This window comes from Verrucosispora sp. TAA-831, from assembly GCF_050780145.1.
GTDB lineage: Bacteria > Actinomycetota > Actinomycetes > Mycobacteriales > Micromonosporaceae > Micromonospora.
The window spans coordinates 3,931,080-3,946,650 of sequence record NZ_CP192240.1 but is presented as its reverse complement, the minus strand read 5'-3'; the positions used below and the strand labels follow the sequence as shown (position 1 = coordinate 3,946,650).

Below are 15,571 nucleotides of genomic sequence, written 5' to 3'. Positions count from 1 at the left end.
ATGGCAGCGCTAACATGATCGCCGCTATAGCTGGGCGCGCCCGATCCCAGATCCGGCGCAGCGGGCTTGCCCGGTAAGCCGCAGGCGCCGTCCTTAGGCATCGACTGTGAGCGATAACATGCCGTTCGTCAAGTCGTAACGTTTCCGACTCGGCACTCCGGCGCCGGGCCTGCCGGACCGACGGTCAGGGGTGGCCGTGCGCGCCGTCCGGGCCCGACGGGGTGAGCCTGCGGCTTCCCGTCATCACGACCCTGGGGGATCGATCCGCCGTGTCGCTTGGCGAGCCCCCGCATGCCGCGCAAAGCTGCGGGTTGCGGCGTAGCGCGTCGCCGGTGCGCAGACGTTCGAGGCAGGTCGTCGGTGGGCACATCGGACAACGGCCATGGTGACCCCGAGCCTCCCGGCCGGACCTCCACGCCGCCGTCGATGTCGGTGCCCACCGTCTGCTCGCCTGCTGCCACGCACGCCCGCCACGCTGGCGGATGTCACCGCGACGCGCAGTGGCCGGAGGCAACTGGGTCTGGGTGGGCAGCGGCGGCGGCTCCGCCGACGCAACGGCGGCTATCATGATGGCCCGACGGCGAGCCGCTGAGACTCGCGTCGCCGGCCCCGGGGTGAGCTGCGAGGCTGCCGTGTCGGCCCGAGGCCCCGGACGAAGGGGAGTGGCGATGGCGATCAAGTCGATTCCGGGCGCTGCCCGCAACACCAGGCAACGGGCCGAGGTCGTCGGGCTGCTCGACGAGTTGACCGAGTTCCGTAGCGCCCAGGGACTGCACGCCCAGTTGCGGGACCAGCAGGCGTCGGTCGGCCTGACCACCGTCTACCGCACCCTGCAGGCGTTGGTGGACGCGGGCGAGGTCGACACCGTGCGTCTGCCCTCCGGCGAGCAGTTGTACCGCCGGTGCAGCCGCAGCCACCACCATCACCTGGTCTGCCGCGAGTGCGGTCGCACGGTGGAGGTGGTCGGTCCGGCGGTGGAGGAGTGGGCCGAGGGCGTCGCGGCGCAGCACGGGTTCACCGATCTCAACCACACGCTCGAGATCGTCGGTGTCTGCGCCGACTGCGTGCGCCGATAGGGCGTGCGAAGCCTCCTGCACGGACGGTGGCGGCTGACGGGCATCGTGGTGGCTTTCCGTGTTCGGGCATTGACGCGTGGTCACCGACATGGTGTGCTCAGTCTAACGAAAGCGAAAACCGTGATCGTTAACTGAGGAGGACCATGTCTCTCACCGTGCCGCCCGACCTGTTGCGGGCCGCCGAGTCCGGCCCCGTCGACGACGAGGAGTTCGTCGCCTGCGTTCGGGAGTCGTTGCCGTACGCCTGGCAGACTGTCAGCCGGGTGGCGTCGGACCTGGCCGGCTCCGGCGAGGAGTTCGCCGACAACGTGCTCCCGCCGCCCAGTGAGGCGGAGCGGGGGCAGTTGTTGCGGGCGCTGGCCAGCGACGCCATCCGGTCCAGCCTGGAGCGCCACTTCGGCGTCAAGCTCGCCTTCCAGAACTGCCACCGGGTCGCGGCCTTCCGGCCGTCGGCGGTCGACTCGGACACCTACCGCCGGTTCGTCTCCACCCGGGGCCAGTTGCTCAACCAGTCGCCCGAGCTGCGTGACTGCTGATCCCCGCCGCACCCGGCGGGCGGAACGGGACGTGCACGCACACCTGTTCCTGCTCGCCGGGCAGCGGCCCGGCCACACCCACACCGAGGTGCTCGCCGACGCCCACCGGTACGGCAGCGCGGCGGAGGCCGCCGGCTTCGACGGGGTGTGGATCGCCGAGCACCACTTCATCCCCTACGGCGTCTGTCCCTCTGCGGTCGCCTTCGCCGCGCATCTGCTCGGCGCCACCCGGCGCATCGCGGTCGGCACCGCCGCCTGCGTGCTGTCCAACCGGCATCCGGTGGCGCTCGGCGAGGAGGCGGTGCTGCTGCACGAGCTCTCCGGCGGTCGGTTCCGGCTGGGCGTGGGCCGTGGCGGTCCCTGGGTCGACCTCGAGGTCTTCGGCACCGGCCTGGACCGGTTCCGACAGGGCTTCGGCGACTCGGTGGAACTGCTGCTGCGGTGGCTGTCCGGGCAGCCGGTGGTGGCGGGTAACGCGCGCTTCCCGTTCCGGCCCGTCGCGGTGGTGCCGCGTCCGCGTGGCCGGGTGCCGGTCTGGGTGGCCGCGACCACCCCGGGGACGGTCGACCTCGCCGCCCGGCACGGACTTCCGCTCCTGCTCGGCCTGCACGCGGACCTGGCCGAGAAGGCGGAACTGGTGGCCCGGCACGCGCGGGTGGCCGCCGCGCACGGGCACGACCCGACCGGCATCCACCACGCCAGCGCCCACCTCGCCCAGGTGGCGGCGACCGACGACGCGGCGGCGCGGGCGGTGCGCGCCGGCCTGCCGCCACTGCTGGCCGGCACCCGGGAGTACGTGCGCCTGGACGGTGCCGCGGGTGGGCGTCGCGATCCGGAACGCTATGTGGACCATCTGATCGACATCCACCCGGTCGGCTCGCCCCGCCGATGCCGAGAGGCGGTGGCCCGGGCGGCGGCCCTGCCCGGCGTGCGGCATCTGCTGTTCATGGTCGAGGCGGCCGGCGGCCGGGACGCCACGCTGGACACCATCCACCGGCTGGCGGCGGACGTGCTCGACCTCCCCGCGCAGGCCGAGTCGGAGAGGGCGTGACGAGCCGGCGACAGCGCGCCGGAGGCGATGACCTGGTTCTGACGCAATCAGCGGGTTGTCCGCGGCGGGTGCCGCACCACCCGTTACCATCGCGCTCATGGAAACGGTTTCCGTTGGCATCAAGGGGTGGTCGCGGTGAAGGTAGCGTTCGTCGGCAAGGGCGGTAGTGGGAAGACCACGCTCACCGCGCTCTACGCCCGCCACCTCGCCGCCGCCGGCCGTCCGGTGCTGGCGATCGACGCCGACATCAACCAGCACCTCGCGGTCGCCCTCGGCGGGCCGGAGCCCGCCGCCGCTCCCGTGCCGCTCGGCGCTCACCTGCCCGCGATCAAGGAGTACCTGCGCGGCGGCAATCCGCGGATCGGCTCCGCCGCCGAGATGGTGAAGACCACCCCGCCGGGCCGGGGTTCCCGTCTGCTCCGGGTGGACGAGGAGAACCCGATCTACGCGACCTGCGTGGCCCCCGTCGGCGCGGTGCGACTCGCGGTGACCGGCGAGTTCACCGCCGAGGACCTGGGGGTGGCCTGCTACCACTCCAAGGTCGGTGCAGTGGAGCTGCTGCTCAACCACATGCTCGACGGCCCCGGCGAGTACGTGGTGGTGGACATGACCGCCGGTGCCGACTCGTTCGCCTCGGGGCTGTTCACCCGCTTCGACCGCACGGTGCTGGTCTGCGAGCCGACCGTGCGCGGGGTCGGTGTCTACCAGCAGTACGCCGGCTACGCGCGGGACTACGGGGTGGCGCTGTCCGTGGTCGGCAACAAGGTCGAGGACGCCGCCGACGTGGAGTTCCTGCGCGAGCACGTCGGAGACGACCTGCTGACCTGGGTGGGACGCTCGGCGTACGTGCGCCGGGCGGAGCGTGGCGACCTCGGGCCGTTGGACGAGGTGGAGCCGGAGAACCGGGCGGCGCTTGGTCGCCTGGCCGAGGTCGTCGACACCACCACCCAGGACTGGGCGGCGTTCACCCGCTGGGCCCACGAGTTCCACCGGCGCAACGCGATGGCCTGGGCCAACGACCGTACCGGCGTGGACCTCACCACGCAGATCGACCCGGACTTCCGGATGGGGCCGGCCGCCGTCCCCGCCTGAGCGCGGCAGTGGACCCGGCGGCTGAAACCCCGTCGTCCCGCCCGGCGTCCGGTGCCGAGGCCGGGCGGGCGCGGGTTGTCGGAGGAGCGTGTGAAGATCCTCGCCATGACCGAATGGATCTACAACGAGCGCCCGGCGGGCGTACGGTTCCTCACCGAGCGCATCGGGGAGCCGGGACGCGATGAGATCGAGGCCGAGATCTGGGCCTGGATCGTGCGCGGCGACACCGACGCCGACGAGTTCGTGGACTTCTTCGACCAGGACGGTCAGCGTCACGGCGCTACCGACGACGAGCTGCGTGCCGCGTACGAGACGGCGGTGGCGGCGCGGCGGGAGCAGCAACGCGGCTGGGGTGAGGTGAGCGGCAACCTGACCCGCGCCTTCGCCGAACTCAACCGGCGTGGAGTGGTGGCCAGGGAGAACTTCACCTGCTGCGGCACCTGCGCGGCGGGCGAGATCCACGACGAGCGGGACGACTCCCGGCACTGGCACGGCTACCTCTGGTACCACCAGCAGGACACCGAGTCGCTGGTCGACAGCGAGGACGGCCAGGTCTGGCTCGGCTACGGGGCCTATCCGCCGGTGGACTTCGACGAGGCCGCCTACTCCGCCCTCTCCGAGGCCGAGCAGCAGGCCGGATACCAGGCCGACCTGGAACGATTCCTCGACGATCTCGTCTTCCCGGTGCTGCGCGAGCACGGCCTGCGGGTGGAGTGGAACCGCCAGCAGTCCCAGCGGATCAGCGTCACCGGGGCCCAGTGGTACGCGTCGGTGCTCTGAGTTCGCCCCGGCCCGCCCCGGCCGGGAGGTGGCGACCCCGACCTGCACGGGGTGACCGTCGAGGCCGCTGACGCCGGACTGCGCGACCCGGTGTGTCGCGAGACCGAGCCGGCCTGACGACGCTCCGTCAGGCCGGCTCGGCCGCTGACGTGTCGCCTCCCGGGCCGGGCGCGCGGTCGAGGAGACGGCGCAGGTTGGCGCCGAGGACGTCCGCCCGCTCGGTGGGGGAGAGGTCGTCCAGCCCGACGGGTTCCAGCGTCTGCGTGAACGACACATGGTCCAGGCTGGGCGGGAAGTCCGAACCCCAGTACAGTCGCCGGCTGCCGAAGCGGTCCAGGAGCAGCTCGACGAAGGGCCGGGCCGCCGCGTGCGGCCAGGCGTGCGACGGCTCGCTGACCGCGTACAGGCCGGAGATCTTCACTCCGACGTGCGGCAGTCGGGCGAGGTCGAGCAGCGCCGCCAGGGTCTCGGTGGCCTGCTGTGGAGTCGGGGGCGTGGGCCGACTGCCGGGCAGCCCGAGGTGGCTGAACAACACCGGACACCCGTCGAGGGCGGCGAGTGCGGGGCCGAGCCGCCGGGTGGCGGCCGGGGTGGCGTTGAGGCTGAGCACCGCACCGGCCGTGGCGAGGTCGGCGGCGCAGCCGGTCACCCAGTCGGCGAAGCGGTCGGCGGCCTCGGGTTCCGCCAGGTAGGCGGCCACCCCGACGAAGCCCGCCGCCCACCAGCGGGCCAACTGCCCGTCCGCCGGTCCACTTGGTGGAACGTAGGCGACCGGGGCGATCCAGGGGTGCCGGGTGGCCAGCCCCGCCAGGTAGTCGTTGTTCCCGGCGAAGCGCGGCTCGCCCTCGTACCCGACCACGAGGGCCCGATCGATGCCGTGTACGCGACGGATGTCCTGATACAGAGCGATCTCCTGGCCGCCTGCCGGGGAGCGTCCGTACCGGCCCGGGTAGCCGTCGGCGAACAGGTGCAGGTGGGCGTCAGCGCGATCCATGGTCACGGACGATAACCCAAATTCTGGCTGGTTATTGACGCGGCCACCCCCCTGACTTAGGTTCTTGTCTCAATTAGGTCCGGATTGCAGGTCGCGAGCGAAGGGTGGGCCGGGTGGCGCGGGGACACGACGGGGTTGATGAGCTGGTACTGCTGAGGCGTCAGCTCCATCGCCACCCCGAGCTGCGGTTTACTGAACGCCGCACGGCCGGGACGTTGGCCGAGAAGCTTCAGCCGTTCGGGCGGTTGCGCACCGGCATCGCCGGTACCGGACTGGTACTCGAACTCGAAGGTCGCCTCCCGGGGCCATCGGTCCTCCTTCGGGCCGATATGGATGCCTATCCCGTGCAGGACGCCAAGACCGAGCCGTACGCCTCGACGTCCGCCGGGGTCTGCCACGCCTGCGGACACGACGTGCACATGACCGTCGCGTACGGCACCGCCGCCCGGCTCGCCGCCGACCCGCCGGCCCGGGGCTCGGTCACCGTCCTGTTCCAACCCGCCGAGGAGATCCCGTTCGGCGAGACCTCCGGCGCCGCCGCCGTCCTCGTCGACGAGGCGCTGCGCGGCCGGCGCTTCGACGCCGTACTCGGCCTGCACTGCTGGCCCGACCTGCCGGTCGGCACCCTCGGCGTGGACCGCACCACCGCGATGGCGGCCAAGGACGCGTTCCGCATCGAGGTCCTCGGTCGGGCCGCGCACGCCGCCACCCCGGCGCTCGGCCGCGACGCCATCCTCGGACTGAGCGGCATGGTGAACCTGCTGCACGCTGCGGTGGCCCGATCGCGCAACGCCGACGAACTGATGGCCTTCAACATCGGCACCATCTCCGGCGGAGCCAGCCAGAGCCAGGTCGCCGGTTACGCGGAGGCCACCGGCACGCTGCGCACCCTGGACGAGGGCGTCCGCGACCGGCTCAAGACGGTCATCGAACGGGTCGCCCGCCAGCAGGCCGCCGCGCTCGACCTCGGCGTCCGCTTCACCTGGGCCAACGAGATGCCGCCGGTACGCAACGCGGCCGAACTCGTCGCACTCGCCCACCGCGAGCTGCCCGACCTGGTGCAGGTGGCGGACCTCGCGGTGCCGCCGCTGACCACCGACGACTTCGCGCTGCTCGGCGCGCTCGGCCCGAGCCTGTACGTCAAGCTCGGCGTCACCGGCGAGCGCGGGGGCGCGCCCCTGCACTCCGGCTCGTTCGACGTCGACGAGCGGTGCCTCGACGTCGGCGTGACCGCCTTCGAACGGCTCACCCGAGCCGTACTGGACGGGCGACTCCCCGCGGCTGCCCCCGGTGTCGGGACGACCGTACCGGCACCCGCCGGGCCGGACGCGGCCGTCGCGGCGGTGACGGCATGAACCGCGTCGTCGACCGCACCGTCCCGGTGCCCACCGGCGGCACCCGGGCAGGCGCGGCATGAACGCCGCGCCGGAGGTCGCCGTCATCGGTGCGGGCGCGTTCGGGCTGCGGCACGTCGCCGCGTACCGGTCGATCGGCGTACCGGTGGCCGCGCTCGTCGACCCGGACCCCGACGTGCGGGACCGGGCCGCCGCCGCGCACGGCGTCGCCCGTACCTACGGCACCGTCGCGGACCTGCTCGCCGCCGGAGCCCCGCAGGCGGCCTCGGTCTGCGTACCCGGACCCGCCCACCGGGAGGTCGCGGTCGCGCTGCTCGCCGCCGGAGTGCCGGTCCTGGTCGAGAAGCCGCTCGCGGCGACGGTCGCCGACGCCGCCGCGATCGTCGCGGCGGCCCGCACCCACCAGGTCCTCTGCCAGCCCGGACACATCCTCCGTCACAGCGCCCCGCACCGGGCGCTGTACGACGCGGTCCGCGCCGGCCGGCTCGGCCGGGTGCTGGCCGTCTCCTCCCGCCGGGACCGCCCGCGCGCGCTCAGCCGGCTCTTCCCCGGCGAGCATCCGGCCCTGCTCACCGCCGTGCACGACGTCGACCTGGCCATCTGGTACGCCCAGTCGCCGGTGGTCGAGGTCCGTGCGACCGCCCGGACCCGACCGGGACCGACCTCGCCGGTCCTGGTGTGGGCGGAGCTTCGGCACGCCAACGATGTCGTGTCGTCGATCCGCAACAGCTACCTCCTGCCTGACACCACGCCCAACCACACCTCGGACCTGGTCGAGGTGTACGGCACCGACGGGGTCGCCCACGTCGACCTCGGCCACCCCACGCTGCTCGTCCAGGCCGAGCAGACCGAGGCGCCGGACTGGCTGCTCTCGCCGGCCGACGGCGGCGGCGCGCTCGCCGCCGAACTGCGCCACTTCGTCGGTCAGGTGACCGGCACCGACTCGTCGGCGGTCGTCCCGCTCGCCGACGGACTGCACGTGGTGCAGGTCGCCACGGCCATGGCCGACAGCGCCGCCGCCGGTGGCGAACCCCGTCGGATCTCCCTCGAACCCCTCTCCTGACAGGAGCTTGCGCCGATGTTTCGTCGTAGATTGACCGGCGTCCTCGCCGCCGGTGTGGCCACCGCCGCGATGCTGGCCGGATGCGGGGGCGGTGGCGACGCCGCCGACGGCCCGGTCACCCTCAAGGTGCTCACCTGGGAGCCGGGCGGCTCCGAGTACTGGCAGCAGGTGAAGACCACCTTCGAGGCCAGCCACCAGAACATCAAGCTGGACCTGCAGTCGGTCCCGTTCGACAAGTACCCCGAGGTGCAGGGGCCGTACATCACCTCGCAGTCCGGGCCGGACGTGATGGCCAACAACGCCGGGCTGGAGCTGTTCGACCGGCGGGGCGCGTACGTGCCGCTGGGTGACCGGGCCGCCGAGATCAACAAGGACCTGGTCACCTACAGCGGCGCCTGCGAGGGCTTCGACACCAGCAAGGCCTGCTTCGGCGTGCCCTTCTCCTACCAGGGCAACGTCCTGTACTTCAACAAGGACGTGCTGCGCGGCGCCGGGCTGGACCCGGAGAACCCGCCGGCCACCTGGGACGAGTTCGGCGCCGCCTGCGAGGCGATCAAGAACTCCGGCAAGACCTGCCTGGCGCTGGGGTTGTCCGGCACCTTCCCGGCGTACTGGGACTTCCCGGAGATCGCCCGGAACTACCTGACCGAGGACGACATCCGCGGTCTGCTCGCCGGCACGCTGTCCTGGAAGGACCCGAAGCTGGTCCAGGTCCTGGAGAAGCTCGCCGAGATCACCACCAAGGGCTGGACGAACAAGAACGCCCCGTCGATCACGATGCTGCCCGACGGCGCGGACATCTTCCAGCGCGGTGACGCCGCCTTCGCCGGCACCATCATCTCCGACGCGGTGAACTGGGAGGCGTTCGGCAAGGCCCTCGGCGACGACAAGCTCGGCGTCACCCGGTGGCCGGTGATCAACCAGTCCGCGCCGCTGGCCGGCAAGTTCTCCGGCATCGAGGGCGCCGTCTACGGCGTGACGCAGTGGAGCGAGAAGAAGGAAGCCGGCCTGGAGTTCATCACCTGGCTGGCCGGCAAGGAGAACGGCGAGCTGTGGGTGAAGCACGCCAAGGGGCAGCCGTTGAACAAGAACGTCGACCCCGCCCTGCTGCCGTCGTCGCCGGCCTTCAAGAAGATCCAGGAGTTCGTGGCCGAGCCGACCCTGCACGCCGGTGTCATGCTCTCCGGCCCCGAGGCCGACGCGCTGGCCCGAGGCTGGCAGCAGATCACGCTCGGTCAGCTCACCGTCGACAAGTGGGCCGACCAGATGCAGCAGGCGCTGGAGCGCAGCCCGACGAAGAAGCAGGGCAACTAGTCGCACCGGGTGGGGTGGCCGGGCGCCACCCCACCCGCCAGCCTCCGGGGAGGACAGCCCGATGAGCATCTCCACCGCGTCGGCCGCCGATTCGGCCGTCGCGACGAACCCACCCCCGCCGGTACGCCGCACCCGGCGACCCCGGCACGCCCGGGAATGGTGGCTCGGCGCCCTGCTGGTGCTGCCGGGGATGGCCCTGGCGGTCACCTTCAAACTGGTGCCGCTGATCCGGGGCGTCATCACCAGCTTCGAAGCCTCCAGCGGCTTCGGCGACAGCTCGTTCGCCGGCTGGGACAACTACACCCGGATGTTCGACGACCCGGTGGTGCTGGCCAGCTTCCGCAACGCCCTGCTGGTGGTGGCCACCCTGCCGGTCTGGATCGTGCTGCCGCTCGTCCTGGCGGTGCTGATCCACCAACGGGCACCGGGCTGGAAGTTCTTCCGGGCCGTCTACTTCGTCCCGTACACCATCGCGCCCATCGTGGTCGGCATCATGTTCCGGCAGATCCTCAGCCCGGACGGACCGATCAACGCCCTGCTGCGCGCGGTCGGGTTGGAGCCGCTGGCCATCGAGTGGCTCAACGGGCAGAACAGCGCGCTCTTCTCACTGGTCGCGGTGGCGCTGTGGAGCTTCTTCGGTCTCGGGGTGATGACCTACCTGGCCGGGCTCGCCACCATCCCGGACGAGGTGCTGGAGGCCGCGTACCTCGACGGGGCCAACTTCTGGCGGCGGCTCTTCTCCGTCGTGGTGCCGATGCTGCGTCCCACCGTGGCGTACTGGAGCGTGCTCTGCGCCTCCGGCGTGCTGATCTGGCTGTTCCCGCTGATCTACGCGCTGACCCAGGGCGGCCCCGGCGACGCCACCATGCTCCCCGAGTACCTGGTCTTCCTGACCACCTTCCAGTTCCTCGACCGGGGGTACGGCTCGGCCATCGGCATCGCCCTGTTCGTCTTCGTCGCCGTGTTGTCGATCTTCAGCGTGCGGCACATGTTCAAAGAGGGGACCCGGAAGCCGCGATGAACCGGCGACACTCCGCCCAGATCGGGCGCTACCTGTTGGTCTTTGCGTTGGTGGTGGTCGCGGTGGCGGCGCTCTATCCGCTGCTGTTCACCGTGGTCAGCTCGCTCAAGACGCAGACCGGGTTCGCCCGGGACCCGCTCGGGCTACCGGCCGGGATCACCTTCGAGAACTACGTCGAGGCGTTCAAGCGGATGAACATGCCCCGGCTGCTGCTCAACTCCATCATCACCACGGTCGGTGGCCTGGTGCTGTCGGTGCTGGCCGCGATGCTGATCGCGTACACGGTGACCAAGCTGCGTTTCCGGGGCGGCAAGCTGGTCTTCCTGTTCATCATCATCACCCTGACCATCCCCAGCCAGGCGATCATCTACCCGCTCTACCAGACGGTGCTGGACCTGGGGATGTCCGGCGAGTACCAGGGACTGATCCTGGCGTACGCGGCCTTCGGCCTGCCGCTGGGCACGTACCAGCTCGCCGGCTACTTCCAGCAGGTGCCCGACGAGCTGATCGAGGCCGCCCGGGTCGACGGGGCCGGACACTTCACCATCCTGTTCCGGCTGCTCGCCCCGATCGCCACCCCCGCCCTGGCGGCGCTGGCCATCTTCAACTTCGTCTGGATGTGGAACGACCTGCTGCTGCCACTGGTCATCATGGGCGGCTCGGACTCCAAGACGCTGATGGTCGGCGTGTCCCTGCTCAGCGGCCAGTACGACGTGTCGGTGCCGCTGGTCAGCGCCGGCCTGATCGTGGCCCTGCTCCCGGTGCTCATCATCTACCTGGTGTTCCAGCGCCAGCTCGTCTCCGGTGCGCTCGCCGGCTCCGGCAAGTGAGCACACCGACCGACCGGCCCGACCCGGATACTCCTCAATGTCCGAGCGCGGGTCACCCCGGTCCCGTCCCCGATCCCGGCACCGGATCGGGGACGGGACCGGCCCGCGGGCCGGGCGTGCAGGTGTGCCACCTGTACCGCCTGCGTCCCGGGGCGGAGGCCGAGTACGAGCGCCGGCACGTCGAGCTGTGGCCGGAGATGGCCGCCCTGCTCGACGAGGCGGGCGTGTACGACTACCACATCTACCGGCACGGTCTGCTGTTGATCTGCGTCCTGCGGACCCGGTGGGGCTTCGACCACGCCGGCCGGGTCACCGGCGCCTCCGAGGTGCAGGCGCGGTGGACGGCGTCGTTGTCGCACCTGTTCGCCGAGATCGCCGACGCCGACGGTGAACCCCTGTGGGCGTACCCCGTCTTCCACCATCCCGGCCGCCGGATGTAAGGAATGGATGTAAGGAAGGGTCCCCTGCTATGCACGAGGCGATAGCAGGGGACCCTTCCTTACAGCTATACGGCGTAGGCGATGGAGCCGTCGGCGCGGTGGGGGATGCGGGTGAGCGGGCGGCCGGTCAGGTCCAGCGGGGTCTCGTCGGTGAGGTCCAGGGTGACGCCGAGACCGGGTTCCTCGGGGATCGGCAGGAACCCGCCCTCGCGGCGGACGCACGCCCGGGCCGGACCGTCGGCGAGGGTGTCGTCCAGCGGGGAGTACTCCTGCGTCACGAAGTTCGGGATCGCCGTGTCCAGGTGCACCGAGGCCATGGTGAGCAGCGGTCCGAGGCAGTTGTGACTGACCACCGCCGCGTGGTACGACTCGGCCAGCGCCGCGATCTTGCGGGCGTGGCTGATGCCGCCGGCCAGGCCGAGGTCGGGCCGGACGTACTGGGCCCCGCCCTGCGCCAGCAACTCCTTGAACTCCCAGATGGTGTGCAGCCGCTCGCCGTTGGCCATCGGCACCCCGAGCGCGCGGCGGCTCACCTCGGCCTGGCTGCTGACGCTGTCGATCTGGATCGGGTCCTCGACCATCAGCGGGTGCAGCCGACCGACCGCCGGGATGACCGCCTCGGCCTGCAACGGGGTGAGCTTGCGGTGCAGCTCGATGAGCAGGTCGACGTCGGGTCCGACCGCGTCGCGGACGGCGGCGGTGGTGGCCTCGGTGTCGCTGACCAGCCGGGCGAGCGACAGGTCGCCGTAGTCCGCCGGCAGCGGGTCGAACTTCACCGCGGTGAACCCGTCGGCGACCGCCGCCGTGGCCTGTGCGGCGAGGTCCTGCGCGCCGGTACCGGGCAGCAGCAGGTGCAGCCGGATCCGGTCCCGGACCCGACCGCCGAGCAACTGCCAGACCGGTACGCCGAGTCGCTTGCCGAGCAGGTCCCAGAGCGCCAGGTCGATGGCGGAGACGGCGGCGGTGAGCACCGATCCCCGGAACGGTCCCATCCGGTACAGGTGGTGCCAGTGGTGCTCGATGCGGCTCGGGTCGGCGCCGAGCAGGTGCGGGCGGAACGCCTCCACGACCGCGTGTACGGCTCCCGGATACCCCCAGCAGGCGGACTGCCCGACGCCGACCAGCCCGGTCGAGGTGTGCACCGCGACGAAGTGCGCGTCGCCCCGCACCACCGACTCGACGGCGGTGATCTCCATGCTGCCCCCAAATTAGAGCCCTATAACGGCCACAAACTTGCTCATGCACTCTTCCATAGCATGATGTCCCTGGTCTAGGCTCCAATCCGAACGAGCCGGAATAGGGCTCTAATTCATCTATGGGGGTGTGATGGGTCTGCCGGACGACTACCGGGCGATGGCCCGGATCCGCCGGTTCGAGGAGCGGCTGGCCGCCCTCAAGGACGACGGTGAGATCCCGGGCTCGATCCACCTGTGCAACGGTCAGGAGGCGATCCCGGTCGGTGCCGCCCGCGCGCTGCGCGACGGTGACCACGTGACCGCGACCTACCGTGGGCACGGCTGGGCGCTGGCCCGGGGTGTGGACATGACCGGGCTGTTCGCCGAGATGATGGGCCGGGACTCGGCGGTCAACGGCGGCCGGGCCGCCTCGCCGTACCTCTCCGATCCCGGACGCTGGTTCATGGGGGAGAACTCCATCGTCGGCGCCGGAGTGCCGATCGCCACCGGTGCCGCGCTCACCGCGCAACGCACCGGCAGCGGCGCGGTCTCGGTGGTCAGCATCGGTGACGGCGCGATGAACCAGGGCAACGTGCACGAGGCGATCAACCTCGCCGCCGTGCTCGACCTGCCGCTGGTCCTGGTGGTGGAGAACAACGTCTACTCGGAGATGTCCCGCATCGAGGACATGGTCCGCATCCGCCAGCTCGCCGAGCGCGCCGCCGGGTACGGGATCCCCGGCCGGGTCGCCGACGGCAACGACCCGGACGCGGTCGCCGAGGCCGTCGCCGAGGCGGTCGCCCGCGCCCGGGAGGGCTCCGGCCCGTCCATCGTGGAGGCGATGACCGAGCGCCTGGTCGGCCACTACAGCGGCGACGTGCAGCACTACCGCCCGGCCGGTGAGATCGCCGCCGCCCGCGAACGCGAGCCGCTGGTCCGGATCCGGGCCGCCGCCGACGCCGAGCTGACCGCCCGGCTCGACGCCATCGACGCGGAGGTGGCCGCCGAGGTGGAGGCCGCCGTCGTCGCCGCCCGCGAGGTGCCGTTCCCCGACCCGGCGACCGTCAAGGAGTACGTCTATGTCTGAGTCGCTGCGGTACATCCAGGCCGTCAACGCGGCGCTGACCTGGGCGCTGGACAGCCGGTCCGACACCGTCTACTTCGGTGAGGACGTCGCCCTGCCCGGCGGCCCGTTCGGTGCCACCAAGGGTCTGCACAAGCGGTTCGGCACCGAACGGATCTTCGACACCCCGATCTCCGAGACCGGCTTCCTGGGCATGGCGCTCGGCGCGGCCATGACCGGCCTGCGTCCGATCGCCGAGATCATGTACGCCGACTTCTCCTTCGTGGCGATGGACCAGATCGTCAACCAGATCGCCACCATCCGCTACTCCAGTGCCGGTCGGTGGAAGGCCCCGCTGGTGATCCGGATGCAGCAGGGGTACTCACCCGGTGCCTGTGCCCAGCACTCGCACTCGGTGGAGGCGTACTTCGCGCACACGCCCGGCCTTCGGGTGGCGCTGCCGTCCACACCGGACGACGCGTACCAGATGCTGCGCACCGCGGTGGTCAGCGACGACCCGGTGGTCGTCGCGGAGGCCCGGATGCTCTACCCGACCCGGGGCCCGGTCCGCACCGACGCGCCGGTCGAGCCGATCGGCGGCGCCCGCGTGGTCCGCGACGGCCGGGACGCCACCGTGGTGGCCTGGTCCCGGATGGTCCCGGCAGCCCTGGCCGCCGCCGACCAACTCGCCGCGGAGGGGATCGAGACCGAGGTGATCGACCTGCGGTGGCTCAATCCGCTGGACTTCGACACCGTCGGCGCGTCGATCGCGCGCACCGGCCGCCTGGTCGTCGCCCACGAGGCGAACCTGACCGGCGGATTCGGTGCGGAGATCGCCGCCCGGGCCGCGTCCGAGTGCTTCGCCGACCTGCGTGCCCCGGTGGCCCGGGTGGCCGCCCCGGACGTGCCGATGCCGGCCGCCCCGGCGTTGCAGAAGGCCGTGGTGCCCGAGGCGGACCACGTCGCCGAGGCGGTCCGCGGGACGGTCCGGCGGTGACCGGCGTCGCCCCGGCGGTCGGCCTGCTCACCGGCCGCCGGGTGGTGGTCGTCGGCGGTGCCTCCGGCATCGGGCTCGCCACGGTCCGGGCCGCCGTCACGGCCGGCGCGGCCGTCGCGGTGCTCGACGCCGACGCCGACGGCGCCGCCGGTGCCGCCGCGCAGGCCCGTGCCGCCGGGGCGACGGCCGTCGCCCACGCGGTGGACGTGACCCGGGAGACGCAGGTCGCCTCGGTGTTCGACGCGGTCGCCGCCGACCTCGGCGGCATCGACGCGGTGCTGCACGTCGCCGGGATCATGCGCGGGCAGGGCACCGACGTCACCGATCTGCCGCTGGAGCTGTGGCAGCGGGTGATCGAGGTCAACCTCACCGGACCGTTCCTGGTCGCCAAGCACGCCGTACGACACCTGACCGCCGGTCACGGGGTGCTCGTCCTGGTCGGTTCCAAGGCGGGCGTGTTGGCCGGATCCGGCTCGGTACCCTACGGCGCGAGCAAGGGAGGACTGCACGGCCTGGCACTGACGCTGGCCCGGCAACTCGGCCCACGCGGGATCCGGGTGCACACCCTCTGTCCCGGCGACATCGACACCCCGCTGATGCGGCGGTCGCTGGACGAGGCACGGGCCAACGGCACCGACGGTGCCCAGGTCGCCCGGATCGAGGCGGCGCTGGGCCGTCCCGAGGACGTGGCGTCGGTGCTGACGCTGTTGGCGGCACCGGCCAGCGCCGGCATCGCCGGCACCGTCTACACCGGCTGAGCAGCCCGAGGCGACGGCGAGGCGAC

16 protein-coding genes are annotated in these 15,571 nt (G+C 71.9%); 14 read left to right on the top strand and 2 right to left on the bottom strand.

The annotated features are described in order from the left end of the window. Positions 1-668: 668 nt before the first annotated feature. The 5 genes from ACQVFL_RS17720 (at position 669) to ACQVFL_RS17700 (ending at position 4,535) form a co-directional block, all read left to right on the top strand. Entirely contained in the window at positions 669-1,076 is a 408-nt protein-coding gene (locus ACQVFL_RS17720) for a Fur family transcriptional regulator (RefSeq protein WP_431727044.1), read from the top strand. Positions 1,077-1,219: 143 nt separating this feature from the next. Then, a complete protein-coding gene (locus ACQVFL_RS17715) occupies positions 1,220-1,612 on the top strand; it encodes an SCO5389 family protein (RefSeq protein WP_396694743.1) in 393 nt (130 codons plus the stop codon). Continuing rightward, complete coding sequence (locus ACQVFL_RS17710; protein ID WP_431727043.1) at positions 1,602-2,663, top strand: LLM class flavin-dependent oxidoreductase; 1,062 nt, start codon at positions 1,602-1,604, stop codon at positions 2,661-2,663. The genes ACQVFL_RS17715 and ACQVFL_RS17710 overlap by 11 nt, the downstream gene beginning before the upstream one ends. Before the next feature lie 135 nt (positions 2,664-2,798). Beyond that, positions 2,799-3,755, top strand: coding sequence for an ATP-binding protein (locus ACQVFL_RS17705; protein WP_431727042.1), 957 nt, complete (start codon positions 2,799-2,801; stop codon positions 3,753-3,755). A 105-nt stretch (positions 3,756-3,860) separates the two neighbouring features. Next, positions 3,861-4,535 carry a DUF6891 domain-containing protein gene (locus ACQVFL_RS17700; protein ID WP_396694749.1) on the top strand — a complete coding sequence of 225 codons (675 nt, stop codon included), beginning with the start codon at positions 3,861-3,863 and terminating at the stop codon, positions 4,533-4,535. A gap of 127 nt (positions 4,536-4,662) precedes the next feature. On the opposite strand, the gene ACQVFL_RS17695 is transcribed toward ACQVFL_RS17700, so the two are convergent. Further along, positions 4,663-5,529, bottom strand: a complete 867-nt coding sequence (locus ACQVFL_RS17695) for an amidohydrolase family protein (protein ID WP_431727041.1) — start codon at positions 5,527-5,529, stop codon at positions 4,663-4,665. A 104-nt stretch (positions 5,530-5,633) separates the two neighbouring features. On the opposite strand from ACQVFL_RS17695, the gene ACQVFL_RS17690 reads away from it, so the two are divergent. From ACQVFL_RS17690 to ACQVFL_RS17665, 6 genes are all read left to right on the top strand, one after another. Further along, a complete protein-coding gene (locus tag ACQVFL_RS17690; protein WP_431727040.1) occupies positions 5,634-6,884 on the top strand; it encodes a M20 metallopeptidase family protein in 1,251 nt (416 codons plus the stop codon). A gap of 58 nt (positions 6,885-6,942) precedes the next feature. Continuing rightward, on the top strand, positions 6,943-7,947 hold the full coding sequence (locus tag ACQVFL_RS17685; RefSeq protein WP_396694755.1) for a Gfo/Idh/MocA family protein: 1,005 nt from the start codon (positions 6,943-6,945) through the stop codon (positions 7,945-7,947). Positions 7,948-7,962: 15 nt separating this feature from the next. Continuing rightward, positions 7,963-9,261, top strand: coding sequence for an ABC transporter substrate-binding protein (locus ACQVFL_RS17680; protein WP_254876823.1), 1,299 nt, complete (start codon positions 7,963-7,965; stop codon positions 9,259-9,261). A 61-nt stretch (positions 9,262-9,322) separates the two neighbouring features. After that, positions 9,323-10,282: a carbohydrate ABC transporter permease gene (locus ACQVFL_RS17675; RefSeq protein WP_431727039.1), complete on the top strand. Its 960-nt coding sequence runs from the start codon at positions 9,323-9,325 to the stop codon at positions 10,280-10,282. Beyond that, positions 10,279-11,112: a carbohydrate ABC transporter permease gene (locus ACQVFL_RS17670; RefSeq protein WP_396694760.1), complete on the top strand. Its 834-nt coding sequence runs from the start codon at positions 10,279-10,281 to the stop codon at positions 11,110-11,112. The genes ACQVFL_RS17675 and ACQVFL_RS17670 overlap by 4 nt, the downstream gene beginning before the upstream one ends. 122 nt (positions 11,113-11,234) lie before the next feature. Continuing rightward, complete coding sequence (locus ACQVFL_RS17665) at positions 11,235-11,552, top strand: L-rhamnose mutarotase (protein ID WP_431727038.1); 318 nt, start codon at positions 11,235-11,237, stop codon at positions 11,550-11,552. Between the two features lie 65 nt (positions 11,553-11,617). Here the strand turns inward: ACQVFL_RS17665 and ACQVFL_RS17660 are convergent, their stop codons facing one another. Beyond that, a complete protein-coding gene (locus ACQVFL_RS17660; protein ID WP_431727037.1) occupies positions 11,618-12,748 on the bottom strand; it encodes a mandelate racemase/muconate lactonizing enzyme family protein in 1,131 nt (376 codons plus the stop codon). A gap of 130 nt (positions 12,749-12,878) precedes the next feature. Between ACQVFL_RS17660 and ACQVFL_RS17655 the strand changes: the two genes are divergently transcribed. From ACQVFL_RS17655 to ACQVFL_RS17645, 3 genes are read left to right on the top strand one after another with little or no spacing between them, the layout of a single operon-like run. Next, complete coding sequence (locus ACQVFL_RS17655) at positions 12,879-13,814, top strand: thiamine pyrophosphate-dependent dehydrogenase E1 component subunit alpha (RefSeq protein WP_396694766.1); 936 nt, start codon at positions 12,879-12,881, stop codon at positions 13,812-13,814. Next, positions 13,807-14,787: an alpha-ketoacid dehydrogenase subunit beta gene (locus ACQVFL_RS17650; RefSeq protein WP_396694768.1), complete on the top strand. Its 981-nt coding sequence runs from the start codon at positions 13,807-13,809 to the stop codon at positions 14,785-14,787. Before ACQVFL_RS17655 ends, ACQVFL_RS17650 begins: the two co-directional genes overlap by 8 nt. Further along, a complete protein-coding gene (locus ACQVFL_RS17645) occupies positions 14,784-15,545 on the top strand; it encodes an SDR family NAD(P)-dependent oxidoreductase (protein ID WP_431727036.1) in 762 nt (253 codons plus the stop codon). Before ACQVFL_RS17650 ends, ACQVFL_RS17645 begins: the two co-directional genes overlap by 4 nt. Positions 15,546-15,571 lie beyond the last annotated feature (26 nt).